Source organism: Massilia niastensis DSM 21313, assembly GCF_000382345.1.
Lineage (GTDB): Bacteria > Pseudomonadota > Gammaproteobacteria > Burkholderiales > Burkholderiaceae_D > Telluria > Telluria niastensis.
Window position 1 is genome coordinate 1 of record NZ_KB908157.1, and the last position, 19,493, is coordinate 19,493.

At 65.0% G+C, this 19,493-nt stretch carries 17 protein-coding genes and 1 pseudogene; 14 read left to right on the forward strand and 4 right to left on the reverse strand.

Translation table 11 applies throughout. From position 1 onward, the window contains the following. Positions 1 to 183 (forward strand): NAD(P)(+) transhydrogenase (Re/Si-specific) subunit beta (locus tag H162_RS32140; protein ID WP_020656679.1); only part of this gene is annotated, 183 nt, incomplete at its 5' end. A gap of 179 nt (positions 184 to 362) precedes the next feature. Here H162_RS32140 and H162_RS33615 read toward each other — a convergent pair. Continuing rightward, a pseudogene (locus tag H162_RS33615) lies at positions 363 to 1,622 on the reverse strand (3-hydroxyacyl-CoA dehydrogenase family protein); the annotation flags it as partial. Positions 1,623 to 1,913: 291 nt separating this feature from the next. Between H162_RS33615 and H162_RS0127395 the strand changes: the two are divergent. Both H162_RS0127395 and H162_RS0127400 read left to right on the forward strand, forming a co-directional pair. Next, on the forward strand, positions 1,914 to 2,735 hold the full coding sequence (locus H162_RS0127395; protein WP_020656681.1) for an IclR family transcriptional regulator: 822 nt from the start codon (positions 1,914 to 1,916) through the stop codon (positions 2,733 to 2,735). 54 nt (positions 2,736 to 2,789) lie between these two features. Next, positions 2,790 to 3,944, forward strand: a complete 1,155-nt coding sequence (locus tag H162_RS0127400; RefSeq protein WP_026355172.1) for an acyl-CoA dehydrogenase family protein — start codon at positions 2,790 to 2,792, stop codon at positions 3,942 to 3,944. 368 nt (positions 3,945 to 4,312) lie between these two features. Here H162_RS0127400 and H162_RS0127405 read toward each other — a convergent pair whose 3' ends face one another. Beyond that, complete coding sequence (locus H162_RS0127405; RefSeq protein WP_371846952.1) at positions 4,313 to 5,332, reverse strand: LysR substrate-binding domain-containing protein; 1,020 nt, start codon at positions 5,330 to 5,332, stop codon at positions 4,313 to 4,315. Between the two features lie 124 nt (positions 5,333 to 5,456). On the opposite strand from H162_RS0127405, the gene H162_RS34860 reads away from it, so the two are divergent. The 10 genes from H162_RS34860 (at position 5,457) to H162_RS35810 (ending at position 17,072) form a co-directional block, all read left to right on the forward strand. Then, positions 5,457 to 6,068 (forward strand): DUF4286 family protein, encoded by a 612-nt coding sequence (locus tag H162_RS34860; protein WP_020656684.1) that lies wholly within the window; start codon positions 5,457 to 5,459, stop codon positions 6,066 to 6,068. A 34-nt stretch (positions 6,069 to 6,102) separates the two neighbouring features. Next, positions 6,103 to 6,927, forward strand: a complete 825-nt coding sequence (locus H162_RS0127415) for an alpha/beta fold hydrolase (RefSeq protein WP_020656685.1) — start codon at positions 6,103 to 6,105, stop codon at positions 6,925 to 6,927. Positions 6,928 to 7,121: 194 nt separating this feature from the next. Beyond that, positions 7,122 to 8,420 carry a C4-dicarboxylate transporter DctA gene (locus H162_RS0127420; protein ID WP_020656686.1) on the forward strand — a complete coding sequence of 433 codons (1,299 nt, stop codon included), beginning with the start codon at positions 7,122 to 7,124 and terminating at the stop codon, positions 8,418 to 8,420. Beyond that, a complete protein-coding gene (locus H162_RS0127425) occupies positions 8,417 to 8,968 on the forward strand; it encodes a carboxymuconolactone decarboxylase family protein (RefSeq protein ID WP_020656687.1) in 552 nt (183 codons plus the stop codon). Before H162_RS0127420 ends, H162_RS0127425 begins: the two co-directional genes overlap by 4 nt. Before the next feature lie 19 nt (positions 8,969 to 8,987). After that, positions 8,988 to 9,863 carry an alpha/beta fold hydrolase gene (locus tag H162_RS0127430; protein ID WP_229452299.1) on the forward strand — a complete coding sequence of 292 codons (876 nt, stop codon included), beginning with the start codon at positions 8,988 to 8,990 and terminating at the stop codon, positions 9,861 to 9,863. Between the two features lie 79 nt (positions 9,864 to 9,942). After that, entirely contained in the window at positions 9,943 to 10,929 is a 987-nt protein-coding gene (locus tag H162_RS0127435; protein WP_020656689.1) for a porin, read from the forward strand. Between the two features lie 46 nt (positions 10,930 to 10,975). Next, the gene (locus H162_RS0127440; protein WP_020656690.1) at positions 10,976 to 12,601 is read left to right on the forward strand and encodes a methyl-accepting chemotaxis protein; all 1,626 of its coding nucleotides are present in this window, start codon (positions 10,976 to 10,978) and stop codon (positions 12,599 to 12,601) included. 87 nt (positions 12,602 to 12,688) lie between these two features. Next, positions 12,689 to 14,611 carry a putative bifunctional diguanylate cyclase/phosphodiesterase gene (locus tag H162_RS0127445; RefSeq protein ID WP_084677152.1) on the forward strand — a complete coding sequence of 641 codons (1,923 nt, stop codon included), beginning with the start codon at positions 12,689 to 12,691 and terminating at the stop codon, positions 14,609 to 14,611. Between the two features lie 164 nt (positions 14,612 to 14,775). Further along, positions 14,776 to 16,215: an MFS transporter gene (locus tag H162_RS0127450; RefSeq protein ID WP_229452300.1), complete on the forward strand. Its 1,440-nt coding sequence runs from the start codon at positions 14,776 to 14,778 to the stop codon at positions 16,213 to 16,215. A gap of 446 nt (positions 16,216 to 16,661) precedes the next feature. Then, positions 16,662 to 17,072, forward strand: a complete 411-nt coding sequence (locus tag H162_RS35810; RefSeq protein ID WP_084677153.1) for a GFA family protein — start codon at positions 16,662 to 16,664, stop codon at positions 17,070 to 17,072. Positions 17,073 to 17,557: 485 nt separating this feature from the next. On the opposite strand, the gene H162_RS0127455 is transcribed toward H162_RS35810, so the two are convergent. Continuing rightward, positions 17,558 to 18,001 (reverse strand): hypothetical protein, encoded by a 444-nt coding sequence (locus H162_RS0127455; RefSeq protein ID WP_020656693.1) that lies wholly within the window; start codon positions 17,999 to 18,001, stop codon positions 17,558 to 17,560. A gap of 171 nt (positions 18,002 to 18,172) precedes the next feature. Further along, positions 18,173 to 18,985: a matrixin family metalloprotease gene (locus tag H162_RS32940; protein WP_020656694.1), complete on the reverse strand. Its 813-nt coding sequence runs from the start codon at positions 18,983 to 18,985 to the stop codon at positions 18,173 to 18,175. 297 nt (positions 18,986 to 19,282) lie between these two features. Between H162_RS32940 and H162_RS33625 the strand changes: the two genes are divergently transcribed. Further along, positions 19,283 to 19,493 (forward strand): transposase (locus H162_RS33625; protein WP_020652189.1); only part of this gene is annotated, 211 nt, incomplete at its 3' end.

Below are 19,493 nucleotides of genomic sequence, written 5' to 3' on the forward strand. Positions count from 1 at the left end.
TCCCCGATCGCCGGCATGCCGATCCTCGAGGCCTACAAGGCCAAGAGCATCATCGTCAACAAGCGCTCGATGGCGTCCGGTTACGCCGGCCTGGACAACGACCTGTTCTACCAGCCCAACACGATGATGGTCTTCGGCGACGCCAAGAAAGTCATCGAGTCGATGCTGAAAGCAGTGGATTAGCCCGGCTGGAAAGAACAGGGAAGTGGAAACCGTACGCTTCGAACCTGCCAACAGCATGGATGAAATCGTGGTCCCTGGACGGTAGTGCCAAGGGGCCGGCGAGGACGCGCGCCAGGTCGAGGATGCGGATGTGTGACAGTGCTCCGGCCATGCGGGTGCTCCTTCAGGGTGAGAGTGGGTCAGTTGTCCGGAGCGAGCAGCGAGATGCCCAGCAGCGCGCGGCGCTTCAGCCACGGGCTGGGGCGGTAGCGGGGATCGCGGTAGAAGTCGAACAGGCCGTCCAGGATGCGCAGGACGGTGGCGGCGCCTGGCGCATCGCCCAGTGCCAGGGGCCCCTTCGGGTAACCGAGGCCGAGCGTCACCGCCCTGTCGATATCCTCGGGATCGGCGATGCCCTGCTGCGCGATGTCGGCGCCGATGTCGACGATGGTGGCCAGCACCCGCTGGCACACCGGAGCGGGGTGGTCATCAAGGTGCGGCGACCCCGGATGAACAGCGGATCGAGCGCCACGGTGCGAACCGGATCGAGTTGCGCGGCGACCGCGGCACTGGTGGCATCCTGACCCACCGGCAGGACCAGGCACAGGGCGTCATCGGCCGGACGCGCGCCGCGATCGCGTTCGGCGCCCAGCTGGTCCAGCAGCTGGTCGACGGCCGGCCAGGCCGCGGCATCGCCGGGGCTGAGCCAGACCCGGATCGCGCTGCGCGGCGGCACCGGGGCGGGGGCGGGTTCCTGTTTCTGGCCGTCTTCGTAGGCATAGAAGCCGCGCCCGAGCCCGGCCGCCAGCCGCTGGCGCGCGATCGGCGACGGGCGGAAACGCGGTTCTTCGTAATACTGCGTGTAGATCGATTCCATGACCGGCTGCGAGACGTCCAGTCCGGTCAGGTCCAGCAGCTCGAACGGTCCCATGCGAAAGCCTGCGGCGTCGCACAGGATGCGATCGAGTTCCGGATGGGACGCGATGTTCTCGCCCAGGATACGCAGCGATTCGGTCAGGTAGCCACGCCCGGCGTGGTTGACGATGAAGCCAGGCGTGTCGCTGGCGCGCACCGGGGTATGTCCCATCCGGCGGGCGATGCCAACCAGGATCGGCGCCACCCCGGCATCGGTCAGCGGACCGGCGATCACCTCGACGATCTTCATCAGCGGTACCGGGCTGAGAAAATGGAAGCCGGCGACCCGGCCCGGCTTGCGGCAGGCGGCAGGCGGCAGCGATGGCGGTCACCGACAGCGACGAGGTGTTGGTGGCGAGGATGCAGTCGTCGCCGACCACGGTTTCGAGCTGGAGGAGCAGCGCCTGCTTGGCATCCAGGTTCTCGACGATGGCTTCGACCACCGTGGTGCAGGGCGCCAGCCCGTCGAGTGCGGCGGCAATCGACCGGCGGGCGCAGGCAGCGGCCGCATCCTAGGCGCTCAGCTTGCCCTTGTCGGCAAGCTTGTCGAGCGACGCATCCTGGAGGATTGCCTCGTTCATGGTTTATTGGTTTGCTGTGCGAACCCATGGTTTGAAAATAACTGGCTAAATGAAGACTATTTAAGTTTCTTGCACTTGTAAAGCCCTGAAAGTGCTGAAGGTATTGGAAATCTCCCGCCTCCCCCATGTCGGTTCGCATAGTGGACCCTTGGTTTGAAAATTCTTGACAGGCTTGGACGCGGCATGAAAAGATGATGATGTTTTTTCCTGCAAAGAGCCGGCTTGCCGGATGGCCGACATGAAGGAGAGGCGGGCATGGGCACCGTGGACGACGGCAGCGATATTCAACGATTCGACGAGGACGAGCAGGGCAAGGACCGGCAGTTCGTCATTGCCCTGGCCAGAGGGCTGGAACTGCTGCGCTGCTTCGGATCGAAGGAGCGCGAGATCGGCATTTCCGAGCTGGCGCGCCGGGCCGGCATTCCGAAGCCGACCGTGGCGCGCCTGGCCGGCACCCTGGCCAAGCTGGGCTACCTCGAGCACCTGGAAGCCGAAGGCAAGTACCGGCTCGGCGCCGGCGTGCTGGCGCTGGGTTATTCCATGCTGTCGCGGCTCGACGTGCGCGAAGTGGCGCGGCCCTTCATGCGCGAACTGGCCGAGCGCTCGCAAGCCTCGGTGTCGCTGGGCGTACGCGACCGCCTGTCGATGGTGTATGTGGAATCGGTGCGCAGCAGCGCCTCGATCACGCTGCAGCGCGGCGTCGGCACCCGGCTCGCGCTGGCCACCACCGCCATGGGGCGCGCCTGCCTGGCCGCCATGCCCGCAGCCGAGCGCGCTTTCCTGCTGGACCAGATCCGCCTGCGCGACGAGCACGACTGGCCGCGCCTGCAGGCCGGCATCGAGCAGGCCCTGCGCGACCATGCCGACTACGGCTTCTGCATGTCGATCGGCGAATGGGACAAGGACACCTGCGGAGTCGGCGTGCCGTTCCTGGCCCCGGACGGCATGATGATGGCCTTTAACTGCGGCATGCCCGCGTTCAAGTGCAATCGCGAATATCTGCAACATGAAGTCGGCCCCTTGCTGGTCGAGCTGGTCCGGAAAATCGGCGGCTCGCTCGGGCAGGGCGCTTATTGATCACCTCGCGGCGCGGCTTGGCGCCGCGCCGCAATCGACGCTGGAGAAGACAACGTGATACGTGACCAAGAAACCATGGCGGTACTGCTGGATACCTTGTCCCGTTTCGTGCGCGAGCAGCTGGTGCCGGCGGAGAACGAAGTAGCGGAAACCGACGAGATCCCGGAAAGCGTCGTCGCCGACATGCGCGAACTGGGCCTGTTCGGCCTGTGCATCCCCGAGGAATACGATGGCCTGGGCCTGACGATGGAAGAGGAGGTGCTGGTCGCTTTCGAGATCGCGAAGGCCTCGCCGGCCTTCCGCTCCCTGATCGGCACCAACAACGGCATCGGCTCGCAAGGCCTGATCGTCGACGGCACCGAGGAGCAGAAACGCCATTACCTGCCAAGGCTGGCCTCGGGCGAGCTGATCGCGTCCTTCGCGCTGACCGAGCCGGGCTCGGGATCGGATGCGGCCTCGCTGCGCACCTCGGCGCGGCGCGATGGCGATTTCTATGTGATCAATGGCACCAAGCGCTTCATCACGAATGCCCCGGAAGCCGGCATCTTCACCGTGATGGCGCGCACCAATCCGGATATCCCGGGTGCGGGCGGCATTTCCGCCTTCATCGTCGAGAAGGGCACGCCGGGCGTCTTCATCGGCAAGACCGACAGGAAGATGGGGCAGAAGGGCGCGCATACCGCCGACGTCATCTTCGACAACTGCCGCGTGCCGGCGGCCAACCTGATCGGCAGCAAGGAAGGCGTCGGCTTCAAGACCGCGATGAAGGTGCTGGACAAGGGCCGTCTGCACATCGCGGCGATCTGCGTCGGGGCGGCCGAGCGCATGCTGGACGATGCCCTGCGCTATGCGGTCGAGCGCCAGCAGTTCGGCAAGCCGATCGCCGAGTTCCAGCTGATCCAGGCGATGCTGGCCGACAGCAAGGCCGAAATCTATGCGGCGCGCTCCATGGTGCTGGACGCGGCGCGGCGCCGCGACAACAAGGAAGACATCTCGACCGAGGCCGCCTGCTGCAAGATGTTCGCTTCCGAGATGTGCGGCCGCGTGGCCGACCGTGCGGTGCAGATCCATGGCGGCGCCGGCTATGTCTCCGACTATGCGATCGAGCGTTTCTATCGCGACGTGCGCCTGTTCCGCATCTACGAAGGCACGACCCAGATCCAGCAGATCGTCATCGCGCGCAACATGATCCGGAACGCGCAGGTCTGATTCCCGTCCCGTCGGGAACGCGTCGCGCGGCGCCTGGTGCGCCGCGTCAGCCAGCGCGAACGATTCATTGCATTACATCGTCACGCTGTTGGAAAACATGAAACGCCTGGACGGGGAAGACGGAGGGGTAGCGCGTGGATGTCTTGCCTGGCATGCTGAAAAGCACTGGGTGCCTCACAAAAGTGCATCGTTCCTGATGCCGAAGTACTAGTGGGTCACTTGGCAACAGATCGTGACATAAAAGCGCGTCTTTTTGCGCCAGGCGTTGTTGCACATCCTCGCGATAGCCAGCTATCGCTGCGGTTTGCGCCTGGCCTGGCGCAAAAATCCATCGCTTTTATTGGCCACTCCCGTTGCCAAGTGACCCACTAGCCGGGCTGTCGACGCTCGCCGTAAGGCGTGTCCCCGATCCATACCCCCTCGCCGTGCCAGGTGTCGCCGTGGAACAGGGAGTGCAGCTTGTCGCGCACAATCTCCTTGAGCTGGCCCACCAGCGGCGACGCATGGCGCTCGCGCAAGGTGGCGATCGTGAGCACCGAGCGGATCGCCGGACGTTCCACGGCCCGCAGCGTGAGGTCGCCGCGTATCGCGTCGTCGTGCACCGCGCCATACGTATAGAGCGAATAGCCATATCCCTGGTGAACCAGCCGCTTGGTCAGGGCCACGCTATCGACCTCGAGAACGACGCGCAGCCGGCACCCGCTTTCGGCGGCGGCATGTTCGATCAGGCGCCGGTTGCTGTGCGGCGCCCCAGGCAGGATCAGCGGCAGCCCCGCCAGTTCCTGCAAGCGGATCGGGCTGGCGTGGCCGGCCGTGGCTTCGCCGTCGGGCGGTCCGAGCAGCAACATCGATTCGCTGAACACCGGCTGGATGTCCAGCTCTTCGAGCGGGGCCGGGTTGTACAGGATCGCAAGATCGACCCGACGGTCGAGCAGCCATTCCTGCAGCGACACGCTCAATCCCTCGCGGATGTGCAGGTGCACCCGCGGAAAGTCGCGGCGGAAGCGTTCGACCAGCGATGGCCCGAGCAGCAGCATCACCGCAGGCGGCAGGCCGACCGACAGGTGCCCGCTGACGTTGTCGGCGGCGGCCGCACGCAGCTGTTCACCGGTCTGCCGGACCAGGTGGGTGATCATTTCGGCCCGCTCGAGCAGGGTTGCGCCGGCGCCGGTCAGCTTGACGCCGCGGCCGTGGCGCACGAACAACGTCACGTCGAGTTCTTCTTCCAGCTTGCGGATCTGGCGGCTCAAGGCAGGCTGGGCGACGAAAAGTTCGCTTGCGGCGCGGCTGAAGCTGCCCGTACGGGCTACGCAGATAAAGGAACGCAGTTCGCGGATGTCTATTTTTGAGCTCCTATAACAATCTCGATGCGGTTCCTTCCGAAGTATGCCGCAAAAGCATAGCTTCCCATCAATTAAAGGTATTTGTCAATCAGCTGGGCCGCTCCGTATGATCCCCCTCTCGCCGTGGTACCGCCTTCTACCCGCCACGGCAACCGGCCAAGGGAAAGTAATGAGCGAGCAAAAATATGCGCTGATGGTGACGATGGAGCCGCCTTCCAGCCATGAGGAAGAATTCAATGATTGGTACGACAGCGAGCATTTTCCGCAGCGTCGCGGTTTGCCGGGGTTTCGCTCCGGGTCGCGCTGGGTCTGCCTGGACGGATGGCCGCGCTGGCTTGCCTACTATGACCTCGATTCGGCCGCCGCGCTGAGCAGCGAAGCCTACCTGGCAGTGTCCGGCGCCAACTCGACGCCATGGAGCCGCCGCTTGCTGCCGCGCACCGTTGGGCGCGCACGGATCATCGCCGGCGCTGCCGCCGGCACCAGCGAACTGCCGCTCGACCCGGCGCCGGTGGCGCGCCTGCTGCTTGCGGCCTACCCGGCGGCCACGCCGGAGCGGGCGGCGCGCCTGGGCGCGGCCGTGCGCGAGACCCTGGGCGCGCATCCGCACCTGATCGAAGCCCGGCTGTATGTCGAGGACAATGACGGCCAGGCGACCGTCTGGGCGGTCTCGCTGTTCAGTGCGCCGGTATTCGCGCCGGAACTCGCGCCTGCGCTGGCCTGCGTGGACGGCGCCGGCGCCACCGTTTTCAACCTGTACGCGCCGTACCGCCGCGTCTGAGACGCCGCCTACCCGCATCGGACCGGATTTCCTCATGCTTAACCCCAACGCAATCCAGCGCGGCGCCAGCTTCCTGCTCGACGTCGACGGCGCGGCGCCGATCAACTGCCGCATCGACGGGCGCGAAGGCGCTCCCTGGCTGGTCTTCAGCAATTCGCACGCCACCAACTTCGGCATGTGGGAGGAGCAGGTCTCCCACCTGGCCGGCGACTACAGCATCCTGCGCTACGACCAGCGCGGCCACGGCGCGACCCCGGCCGATCCCGGCCAAGCGTGGACCTTCGACGCCCTGGCCGACGATGTCGTGCGCCTGCTCGACGCGCTGGCGATCGGGCGCGCCACCCTGGTCGGCGTGTCGATGGGCGCGGTGACCGTGCTGCGTTGCGCCGCACGCCACGGCGCCCGCGTGGAGCGCGTGATCGCCTGCGACGGCCAATGGGCCGCGCCTGCCGCCGCGGCGGCCGCCTGGCAGGAACGCATCGACCTGGTCGGGCGCGAGGGCATGGCGGCGATCGCCGAGCCAACCGTCGCGCGCTGGTTCACTCCCGGCTTCGGCGAACGCGCGCCGCAGGCGCGCCAAGGGATGGCGGCCATGATCGCCGCGACGCCGCTGGCAGGCTATGTCGGCTGCGCGCGCGCCATGCAGGCGTACGACTTTTCCGCCGACTATCCGCGGCTGGGGATGCCGGTCCGGTACCTGGTCGGCGCCGAGGACGGCGCGCTGCCGGCCGTCATGGAGCGTATGCGGCAGGCGACCCCCGGCGCGACGCTGGTGCGCATCCCTGGCGCCGGCCACCTGCCGAACATCGAGCAGCCAAGGGCATTCAACCAGGCGCTCAGCGCCGCCCTGGCCGGCTAAGTACTCGAACAGAAATAAATGGGAGTTTTGGCGAACAGAACCGGATGCGGCGCAAGGCGGCGACCGCGCCGCAGTGCGAGCACTGCAAGCGCGAGCCAACGCAGCAACGCGCCGGTGATGGCAGCCAGAACACATTTATTGATGGGCGAGCACTTGGGCCTTTCAAGAACAAACGACAAAAGACCAGAGACACCATGAACCATCTTAAGAAACTGCATATCCAGGTCATCCTCGCGCTGCTGCTGGCAGTGGCGCTGGGCCTCGCCGCGCCGGAGACGGCGATGGCGATGAAGCCGCTCGGCCAGGGCTTCATCGCGCTGCTCAAGATGCTGCTGGCGCCGATCGTGTTCTGCACGGTCGTGCACGGCATTGCCCATGCCAAGGACCTCGGCAAGCTCGGGCGCCTCGGCTTCAAGTCGCTGCTGTACTTCGAAGTCATCAGCACGGTGGCGATGGGGGTCGGCTTCGTGCTGGTCAACCTGTTCCAGCCGGGCGCCGGCCTGCACGCCACCAACCTGGTCGAGCCTGAATCGGTCGCCCAGGCTGCCACTGCCGCCAGCCAGGGCAGCGGGATGACGCTCACCGGCTTCCTGCTGAACATGATCCCGCACACGCTGGTGGACGCGTTCGCGAAGGGCGACATCCTGCAGGTGCTGCTGATCTCGATGCTGGCCGGCGTGGCGCTGAACCAGGCGGTCGGCCCCGATTCCGTCATCCTGCGCGGTATCGACGAAGGCCAGAAAGTGCTGTTCAAGATCCTCGGCTACGTCATGCGCCTGGCGCCGATCGGCGCCTTCGGGGCCATGGCGGCGGCGGTCGGCGCCTACGGCGGCATGACTCTGGTCTATTTGCTCAAACTGGTGGTGCTGTACTACGCCGCGTCGCTGCTGTTCGTGTTCGGCGTGCTCGGCGCGGTGTGCTGGTACTCCGGGCTGTCGCTGTTCGGCATCCTGCGCCTCATCAAGGAAGAGCTGCTGCTGGTATTCGGCACCGCGTCCGGTGAAGTGGCGTTCCCGCGCCTGCTGGTCAAGCTGAAGGATGGCGGCTGCGACGAGATGGTGGTCGGCTTCGTGCTCCCGGCCGGCTACAGCTTCAACCTCGATGGCACGTCGATCTACATGGCGATGGCGGTCGGCTTCATCGCCCAGGCCACCGACACCCCGTTCACGCTGATGCAGCAGGCCGGCATGCTGGGGGTGCTGATGCTCACGTCCAAAGGCGGCACCACGGTGGCCGGCGGCGCTTTCATCAAGCTGGCCGCGACGATGCAGACCATGCGCCAGCTGCCGCTCGGCGGGCTGGGACTGCTGTTCGGCATCGACCGCCTGATGGCCACCGCCACCGCGCTCACCAACATGGTCGGCAACTGCGTCGCGGTGTTCGTGCTGGCCAAGTGGGAGGGCGCCTTCGACCGGGCCCGCTTCGATGCCGCAGTGTCTGCGGCGAAGGCCGGCCAGCCGGGGCCCGCCCTTCTTCTGGAGAAGCAGAAATGAAGCGCATTCCAGACCTCGATCCTGCGGCGCTCACCGCTGAACAGCAACGCATCCATGACCAGATCGCCGGCGGTCCGCGCGGCGGCGTGCGCGGTCCGCTGGCCGTGTGGCTGCATCGTCCCGAGCTGGCCAACACGGCCCAGGCGCTCGGCCGCTACTGCCGCTACGAGACCACCTTGCCGCCGCGCCTGTCGGAACTGGCGATCCTGATCCTGGGCCGCGCCTGGAGCGCCGAGTACGAGTGGTGGGCGCACAAGCCGATCGCGCTCAAGGCCGGCCTGCCCGAGGCAGTGGTCGACGCCATTCGCGACCGCGCCGCGCCGCCGTTCGAACGCGAAGACGAGGCGCTCGTGTACGAGTTCATGACGACGCTGGACACGCAGCGCGCGATCCCCGACAGCCTGTACGCGCGGGCCGCCGCGCTGCTGGGCAGCGCGGGCGTGGTCGACCTGGTCGGCATCGCCGGCTATTACACCCTGATTTCCATGACCATCAAGGTCTTCAACCTGATGCCGCCCGCGGGTTCGCCCTGCGAAATGACCGGCTGATCCTAGAAAGAGAAGAGACATGAAAAAAAGTTTGCTTTGCCTGGCCCTGGCCGCGCTCCTGGGCGCTTGCACCAGCGTCGGCCCGACCTCCGCCACCGCGCCGGCCGCCACCGCAGGGGCGATGACCCCGGTCCAGCGCAGCATGGTCGGCAGCATCGAGGTACTGTCCCAAGGCAAGGGTTCGCTGGTCGTGATGCTGCCGTCGCGTGGCCGCGGCGCCGAGGACTTCGACGAACTGGCCGGGCTGTTCGTCAAGCAGGGCTACCGTGTGGTGCGCCCGCAGCCGCGCGGCATCGGCAAGAGCAGCGGCGCGATGCACGGCATCACCTTGCATGACCTGGCCAATGACGTCGCCGCCGTGATCCGCGCCGAAGGCAGCAAGCAGCCGGCGCTGGTGGTCGGCCACGCGTTCGGCAACTGGGTCGCGCGCATGACCGGCGTCGATCATCCGGAACTGGTGCGCGGCGTCGTCATCGTCGCGGCAGCGGCCAAGAAGTACCCGGCCGGCCTGTCCGAGCATGTCGACCGCAGCGCCGAACTCTCGCTGCCGGATGCCGAGCGCCTGAAGTCGATCCAGCGCGTGTTCTTCAAGCCGGGCCACGACGCGAGCGTCTGGCTGCACGGCTGGTACCCGGAAGTGAGCGAAAGTCAGCGCATGGCCGGCAGGGCCACCAGGCAGTCCGACTGGTGGTCGGGCGGCAGCAAGCCGCTGCTTGACCTGCAGGCCGAGCAGGACCTGTTCAAGCCGGTCGAAACCCGCGGCGAAATCCGCGACGAGTTCGGCCCGCGCGTCACCGTCAAGGTGATCCCGAATGCCGGCCACGCGCTGGTGCCGGAACAGCCGCAGGCGGTCGCGGACGCGATCATCAGCTGGGACCGCAGCCTCGAGAAGTAATTCCTTACGGGCTGGATGATGCCGCGCGCATGTCCGGCCCGTTCCGCGATACGGATAAGCAATCAGAACTGGAATAGTAATGAACTACAAGGTATTTTTCGCCGCGATGCTGGCGGGATGCGCCGGCGCCGCTTCGGCGCAGTCTCAGGTGTCGATCTACGGCATCCTCGACGCCGGCCTGGCGCTCAGCAGCGGCGGCCCCGGCGGGAGCGTGACCAATGTGGCGAGCGGCATGTCGCAGTCGAGCCGCCTCGGCTTCAAGGGCAGCGAAAACCTGGGCGGGGGCTGGACCGTTCGCTTCGTGCTGGAAGCGGCCCTTGCGCTGGACAGCGGCGGCACCGACAAGGAAAACCTGCTGTTCGGCCGCGAAGCCTGGGTAAGCATCGACAGCAGGCAGTGGGGCTCGCTGGCCCTTGGCCGCCAGTACACCCCGATCTACAAGACCCTCACCGCGGTCGACCCGTTCGCGAACAACTACGGCGGCGCCGCGGGACGCCTGATGAAGGCGGAAACCGGCGGTACCCGCACGCCCAATACCGTCACCTATGCGACCCCGGCCATCGGCGGCTTCGACGCCAAGCTGTCATATGCCGCTGGCGAAGTCGCCGGCGACAGCGAGAAATCGCGCCAGCTCGGCGCCTCGGTCGGCTATCAGGCGGGCAGGCTGGCGCTGCGCATCGCGCACCACCAGGTGAATAACGCCACCGCCACCGACCGCAGCGATTCGACCCTGTACATGGTCAAGTACGATTTCGGCCCGGCCACCGGCAGCATCGGCTACGGCGTGAACCAGGGCATGAAGGACGCGGAAGACCGCGACCTGCTGCTCGGGGTGACCGTGCCAGTGGGGAAGCACAAGCTCATGGCCTCGTACATCCGCAAGGACGACCGTGCGGCCACGACCGACTTCGACGCCGATCAGGTCGCGCTGGCCTACAACTATTCGCTGTCGAAGCGCACCATCGTGTATGCGGCGTATGCCCGGATGAGCAACATGAACTTCGCGACGACAAAGTTCGGCACCGGCCCGCGTGAGCTCGACCTCGGCTTGCGCCATTCGTTCTGATCCATCCAGACCGGCAGGCCCGGGCCTGCCCCATTCAAAGCTCCCCATGAAACTGTTTTACGCCCTGCGCATCGCCAACAAGCTGATGGTGGCATTCGGCGCGATCCTTGCCCTGACTGTGGCGCTCGCCATCTTCAGCCTGGTACAACTGTCCACGGTCAACCAGGCGGCGGAAGACCTCGACCGAAAATGGCTGCCGAGCGTGCGCGCGGTGCTCGAGATGAAGGCGGCCGCCGGCCGCCACCGCTCGGTCGTGCTGCAAACCATCATTTCCGACGACGCCGCCAGGATGGACCAGTACGAGAAGCGTATCGGCGACTTCGCCGCCGACTTCGAACGGAGCCGCATCGACCTGCATGCGAGCCTGGGCACCCAGGCGGAGCGCCACGCCTATGAGGAACTGACGCGCCTGTGGAGCGAATACCTGGCAGAGAGCAAGAAGTTGATCGTGCTCGCGCGCACCCAGCGTGCGACGGAAGCGATCGTCGCCAGCCGGGGCGAATCGTCGCGGCTGGCGACCGCGGTGCATGCCCAGGTCGGCAAGCTGGTCGACCTGAACCAGCACGGGGCCAACGCAGCCGGCCAGGCGGCAAGGACAAACTACGAGCAAGGGCGCCAACTGCTGGCCGGCGGCCTGCTGCTGGCGATCCTGCTTGGCGTGGCGCTGGCGAGAACGCTTGCGCGCATCGTCTCGAAGCCGCTGGAGCAGGCGGTGCAGGTCGCACAAGCGGTCGCCGCCGGCGATCTTTCCACCACCGTTGCCGCCGGTTCGAAGGACGAAACCGGGGCGCTGCTCGATGCACTGCGGAAAATGAACACGGACTTGCAGCGCATGGTGGGCGGGGTACGCGGCGGTGCGCACGCGATCGTCATCGCCTCGTCCGACATCGCGGCGGGCAACATGGACCTGTCCGCGCGTACCGAAGAGCAGGCCAGCTCGCTGGAAGAGACGGCCGCCTCGATGGAGCAGTTGACCGGCACCGTCAGGCAAACCGCGGACCACGCGCGCCAGGCGATGCAGCTTGCCGGCAGCACCGCGCAATCCGCACTCAAGGGCGGTACCGTGGTGGCCGAGGTGGTTGCCACCATGCGCCAGATCGACGAGGCGGCCAGGCGGATCGCCAGCATCACGGGCGTGGTGGACGGCATTGCGTTCCAGACCAACATCCTGGCACTGAACGCGGCGGTCGAAGCGGCACGCGCGGGCGAGCAGGGCCGCGGGTTTGCCGTGGTTGCCGCCGAGGTGCGCAACCTCGCGCAACGCTCGGCTGCCGCCGCCAGGGAAATCAAGGTCCTGATCGAGGACTCGGTGCAGAAGGTCGGCGCCGGCTCCAGGCTGGCGGCCGAGGCCGGAACATCGATGGACGACATCGTCGGCAAGGTGCGGCGCGTGACCGACATCATCGGCGAGATCGGCGTGGCCAGCCAGGAGCAGAGCTCGGGCATCGAGCAGATCAACCACGCGATCAGCCAGATGGACCGGGTGACGCAGCAGAATGCGGCGCTGGTCGAGGAGGCGGCGTCGGCCTCGGCGGCGATGCAGGAGCAGGCCGAGCTGCTGAGCAAGTCGGTCGGCGTGTTCGTGCTGGACGTTTCCCACGCGCGACATCCTGCGACTGCCGCGTCAACTGCAAGGCTGTCCCTGAGCAGGGACGGCGCAAGGGCTGCATAGCCGTCTGGACGGGTGTGCGGACCAGTCTCTGCTAGTGTGCAAGTGATGGAGGGATATAATTAAATTGTCAAACGCTGGAGTGACGCGATGGCAAACGTCCTTGATGAACCGACTGAAGCGAACGGTGCTCCTGTGCTGGACACCGGCCAATGCGGGAGTGAGTTGGCGCGCATTGCCAGGGCCCTTGCGACCCTGACAGCGGGCAACCGAACCCTGCTGCGAGCCTCGGACGAAGAGCAACTGCTGCGCGAGATGTGCAGTGTCATCGTGGATACGGGGGGCTATCGTCTTGCTTCGGTGGCCTACGCCGAACAGAACTCACAAAAGAGCGTCCGCTGGATGGCAAGCGTCGGTTCGGATCTGGACGAGCTGAATTCCTCCAGTTTCACATGGGAAGATTGCGAACTGGGCCAGACTGCGACCGGCGTCGCGATCCGTACCGGCACGCCTGTTGTTGACCGGCAACTGCTGACCGATCCCATCTACGCTGGTCCCGGCTATGAAAGAATACGCGAGCGTGCGCTCCGGCTTGGTTATGCTTCGGTGACCGCATTTCCTCTTCGTGTCGAAGGAAAGGTGCTCGGCGCCCTGATCATGGCTGCCGTCGATTCGGAAGCCTTCGACGATGCCGAGGTCAGGCTGATCAGTGACCTGGCCGACGATCTGGCGTACGGCATTGCCAATCTGCGCATGCGCGTCCAGCGCGAGGAAGCGCAAGCCACGATCGCCCGCCTGGCCTATTACGATACGCTCACCGGGCTGCCAAATCGTTCGCTATTGATGGAGACACTGGAATCGGCAATGGCCGTAGCCCGGCAAGATCGCCACGCCCTGGCGCTCTTGCATCTGGAAGTCGGCCACTTTTACGACATCAACAAAGTGCTTGGCTACAGTTCCGGCGACAAGCTGGTGCTGGAGCTTGGCCGGCGTCTGGCGCAGGTCGTCCAGGAGGGCGACACGCTGGCCAGGGTGGGCGAAGCAGAGTTCGCCCTGTTGTTGCCGAATGCGGGCGCCGACGAAGCGGTCCGCGTGGCGCAGCAGCTGGTGGCCACCTTGCGCCAGCCGGTGGACGTGTCGGAGCTGACGCTGGATGCGCGGGTAGGCATCGGCATCGCCCTGTTTCCTGCCCATGCGACCGACGCCGATGCTCTGCTCCGGCGCGCGAACGCCGCCGTGCATCAGGCCAAGCCGACCCGCGGGGGCTACGCCATCTATACCGGGGGCCAGGAGAAGGAATATACCCGGCGCCTGTCGCTGATGGGCGATCTGCACCGGGCGATCGAACACAACGAACTGCGCCTGTATTGCCAGCCCAAGGCGGACATCACCTCGCGCCGCGTGTGCGGCGCCGAAGCCCTGGTCCGTTGGCAGCATCCGCTGAAGGGCATGATTTCGCCGTCGGAATTCATCCCGCTCGCCGAGCAGGCGGGGACCATCACGCCGCTGACAAACTGGATGCTGGAAGCGGCATTCAGGCAAAGTCATTCATGGCGCGCGGCGGGACTGGAATGGCCACTGGCGGTGAACCTGTCGGCGCTCGATCTCTACGACCCCGGGCTGATCGACAATATCCGCCGCCTGTTCGCAACCTGGGGCATCGAGCCTGAACTGCTTCAGTTCGAGTTGACTGAAAGCGCCTTGATGGTGGACCCGGCCGGTGCGCTCGAGACGCTGATCCGCTTGAAGCAGCTGGGCGTACTGCTGTCGATCGACGATTTCGGCACCGGCCAGTCCGGCCTGTCCTACCTGCAAAAGCTGCCGGTGGATGCCGTCAAGATCGACCAGTCCTTCGTCATGCCCATGACGCGGAGCGAGGATTCGGCGGTGATCGTTCGCTCCACCATCGAGCTGTCCCATAATCTCGGCCTGAAGGTGATTGCCGAAGGCGTAGAGAGCCAGTCGGTGTGGGAACGTCTGGCGGCCCTGGACTGCGACGTCGCACAAGGTTATTTCATCAGCATGCCGATGCCGGCCGCACACTTCCAGAAGTGGGAGGCGACATGGTCTTGACGGGCCGCCGCTACACGACGCCGTCACCCCCTGCCACCGGCATCGCAGCGATAAGGAAATTCGCGCGCGATATCGCCGCATTGCGTCAGTGAAGGCACAATCCTGCCTTAGAATATGCCAGGCAACACCAGGATTTTTTCACGCGACCTCTGCCAGGCTAGCATTTGACACAAACCCCTCCCCAGGCCACGCCATCCGTTACCGCTGCGCCCGACGGCGCCCGCTTGCGGCTCCTTACCTGGCTCGTCACGGGCGCGCTGTTCATGGAAATCCTGGATGGCGCCATCATCGCGCCGGCACTGCCGGCCATGGCGCAGTCGTTCGGCACGACAGCGCTGGAACTGAACATCGGCATCAGCGTCTACCTGCTTGCGGTCGGCATCTTCATTCCGGCCAGCGGCTGGATCGCCGACCGTGTCGGCAGCCGCAAGGTGTTCGCGCTGGCGATCGCCCTGTTCACGCTCAGCTCGGCCCTGTGCGGACTGGCCACCGAGCTGTGGGTCTTCGTCGCGATGCGGGCGCTGCAGGGACTCAGCGGCGCCCTGATGGTGCCGGTCGGGCGGCTGGTGATCCTCAAGTACACGCCGAAGGAACGCCTGATGGCGGCGATGTCGGCGCTGGTCTGGCCGGCGCTGGTGGCGCCGGTGATCGGACCGCCGCTCGGCGGCCTGATCACGCTGCACCTGGGGTGGCACTGGATCTTCTTCCTGAACGTGCCGCTTGGCCTGGCCGCGCTGGCGGCGGCATGGCGCCTGGTGCCCGACGTACGCGGCCCGCGCAGGCGTTTCGACTGGACCGGGTTCCTGTTGTGTGGAGCGGGCACCTTGATGCTGCTGTCCGGGCTGGAACGGCTGGTCGTGGACCTCGGCGGCTTCAACCTGGCGCTGGCGGGAGCCGGCCTGTTGTTGCTGGCCGTGGCATTCCGGCATTTCGGCCGGACCGGCAATCCCATGCTCGACCTGAGGTCCTTGCGGGTGCCGACTTTTCGCGCGGGGCTGCGCGGCGGTTCGCTGGCAAGGATGGCGATCGGCAGTACCCCGTTCCTGCTCACCTTGATGCTCCAGCTCGGATTCGGCTACGACCCCTTCGAAGCGGGCTTGCTGGTGCTGATCCTGTTTGCCGGCAACCTGCTGATGAAAACGGTCACCACGCCCATCCTGCGCCGCTTCGGCTATCGTCCGGTGCTGGTCTGGAATGGACTGCTGGCCTCGGCCAGCCTGGCCGCGTGTGCGACCTTGCAGCCGGATTCGTCGATCTGGTGGATCGGCCTGGTCCTGCTCGTCAATGGCATGACCCGGTCGATGCAGTTCACCGCACTGAGCACGGTGTCGTTCGCCGATATCGACAAGGACGCCATGACCGACGCCAACAGCCTGTCCAACACCATCGGCCAACTGGCCTCGGCGGCCGGCATCACGCTGGCGGCGATGGCCTTGCGCTTCGCCGAAACGATCACGTCGGCGACGGGGAATCACGGCGTGGCAGGCAACTACCAGCATTACCAGATCGCGTTCGGCCTGATCGCCGTCGTCTCGCTTGCCAGCCTGGTCGACATGCTGGCCTTGCCGGCGGGGGCGGGCGATCATTTTATCGATCGGCGGTGAGAAGGCACTGGCTGGTGTTCATCGCATCGCAGGAAGCGGGCCGGGTCGCCAGACGGGCGGGCATCACTCGATCCAGCCGCATTCGAAGGCGGCTTCTCGCCCTTCACGCCCCAGCCGGTGATGATCGGATCCGCCCGCTCCCAGGCCGTTTCCCAATGGTTTTAAATGAACCATTTTTGCTGTTTATTAGCGCATGCGATGGCGTGCAATACGTCGACGCAAAAGGAAGCTCAGGACCTTCGCGGAACCGATTGGATACACTTGGAAGAGTGTTGAATGTAAGATGACACGCCCATGAGCAGAGCGTCTTGTTCCAGAGAGTTGGCAGGTGAGTGCCTGCAATGGGTCGAGAACCACCATGCAATGGACGACAGCAGTTGGCCCGAACCGGTCACGCAAAATTTGCTTCCGTTTAAATAAATTAGTCTTCCCCAGGAGAACACGACATGAAGCTTCCTTTCTCAGGCCGGTGTGCATGTGGATCGATCCGCTACCTAGGTAGGCGGGCGCCCGTCGCCATGATCAACTGCCATTGCAGGGACTGTCAGCTCTCGAGTGGCGCTCCTTTCGCATCAGGCATCGTCGTCATGACTGCCGACCTCGAGATCAGCGGTACGCCGAACACATACGCAGTTCGTGCAAGCAGTGGTGGTCTCGCCACCCGCAGTTTTTGCTCTGACTGTGGCACCCCCCTGTTCACGCAAAGCGAAGCCAATCCACAATTCACATCCATCCGATTTCCCTCGCTGGACGATACTTCGGACTTCAAGCCAATGCTGGACATATATACCGCTGGTGCGCAACCGTGGGTTTGCCTTGACCAGACAATTCCACATTTTCCTCAGTCGCCCCAGTAGCCAAATGAACGCGATGCCCGGCCAGTCTGTTCACCGGACGGGCGTGGTCCGGTGGTGAGCGTCAAGGTCAGCGTCGCCGGTTCCTGCCGTGGGCCGGTTGCGGTCACCCGGCAAGGGGCGATAGCAGGCATGTGCCAGGCTCTGCGCATCAACATGGCGAGCGTGTTCTTGGCCGGACTGATGCCATGGCCTAAATATTCCTTTCCGGCGGGTGTGGGAGTGGCATGAGCTGCCGGCGTCGCCTCACGGTCGACACAGGCGCGAGACAATCCAGGACTCCTGTCGCGTGGCCGGCTCAAGAACGGACGCGCGAGCGTCGCCGCGTTTGGCCGGCATGGATGGGAGAGCAGGGCAGCAGGCAGTCCGGTGCATGTTCATAGGCGCGACGGTACGCGGTCGAGCTTGCCGAAAGCGGCAAGTCACTGAAGGGGCAGGATTGGCAGGGTGGGATGCGGCCACCGCCACATCCTGGCAGTAATCAAGCGCTACCGGCGAGATTCGATCAAATCCTGAAAATATGGCATGCGGGGAATCGCTTCTTTGTCCCGAAGAAAGCGCTGCGGATGGTCGGCACGGTACAGGGGCCGCTCGCCCTCTGGCGGAACCGTCCGGAGGAACCACAGGCCCTTCTGGCCTATGCTGTAGTGAATGTCGGAACTGGAACGCGGCGCGTCGCCGGAGGGCAGCGCCAGGTGCACCACGCCGATGTTGGCGGGGCCCTTGAGGATGTCGTGGATGTCGAGAACGCCGATCTCGCGTGAGCTTGCCGATCCGGACATGGCTTGTCGCTCGATACGAACGAGCGTGGCCGAAACAATGATGTCGGACTGCCCGACGAGATCGGCGTCACTCATTCGCACCCACACGGCAGAAGCCTCCCCCGCAAACAGACATGCCGCCAATAGGAACAATGCCGCGATGCGTTTCATGAAAGTGCCTCCATAAAGACCAGCATGACGGCCATGACACCAGTGGCTCGGCGCCCTGAAACGCAAGCATCGTCGCATCGATGGAACTCTATCATCGCTTGGGCACACGCCGAATGCTGATGGTGTCGGCGTGTGCCCGTGACGCATGCTGTCCCCCGGCCTGGCCGGATGTCAGGCGCGGCGGCGCGCGACGCCCAGGACCAGGAGACCGAGGCTCAGGAGCATCAGGGTGCCGGGCACAGGCACCGGGTGAGCCGGTCCATAGATGAACTGCGCGCCGGCGATATCGTCCGCCTGCGGGCCGGAGAAGGCTTCAGTGTAGAACGGGTTCATGAGAGAGTTCGGGACCGCCGTGTGAGCGAGGCCGATCGCGTGGCCGATCTCGTGCGCGGCGACCTGGAAAATATCGAAGCCGGCGCCGCCGAAGCCCAGCTTCCAGATTTCCGCGACGTCGAAGTGGATGTCTCCTGCGGCGCTCGTCCCATTTACAGGCGGGTAGTAGCCATGAGCAAGGACACCGAGGGCGCCGTCCATGATATGCCCGCCAATGCGGATATCCGCAACCGTCCCGGGAGCGTTGAAGGGCACGCCGTTATCGGCGACCTGGGTGAACACGATGTCTGCGACCGCCGACCAGGCGGCGAACGCGGCGGTGATCGCACTCAGGTAGCCCGTCGGCATGAAGTCGTCGAGGGCGGTGATCGTGCATCCGCCAACTTCGGCGGCGCAACTCGTGCCGGTTGGCATCAGGCTCCAGGTGACGGTTGCCCCGGTGCCGAACACGGGCGACCCCCACTTGCCGGGCACTGTCGGGCCGGGAACGAAATCGCTGCCGAGGATCGGTGATCCATCCTTGTCGGCAAGGACGATGGTGTGCGGCTTATCGCTGGGTCCTACCACCATGGCATGCGAGGGCAGGGCGATGGACGCCGCAGCCAGGAATGCCGTTGCAAGGATTTGTTTGACCTTGATCAGTGGATTCATCACATATTTCCTTATCGGTTGTTAGGATAAATGGAAGGGCATGATTACTGTCATGCCAAAACACGATCCTGCTGCTTCCGATAATCTATCTAGCATAGGGTATGCCAGCTTCGAAGGAAAATGGGATTCTCCTGTATTTACATTGCCTTATTTATTTTTGTTGGTAGATTACTTGAATGGATGGCGAGCAAGCTGTAAAAGCTGCCGACAGGCGCAATACTTTAGGGAAGTACTGATTTAATCGTCTGCCAATCTGCTGAGCTGTCACAATAGCGCATCCAATTTCCGAGTAAATCGATGACGCAGATGAGCTTTTCCGATGTTGAGTACGCCAGCAAGAAGAAGCTGACTCGACGCGACCGTTTCCTTGCAGAGATCGAGGCTGCAACGCCGTGGCCAACTCTGGTTGCGGCGCTGCTGCCGTACTATCCGAAAGGCGATGGTCGTGGCCGGCCGCCGGTCGGTCTTGAGCGCATGCTGCGCATGTACATTGCCCAGCAATGCTTCG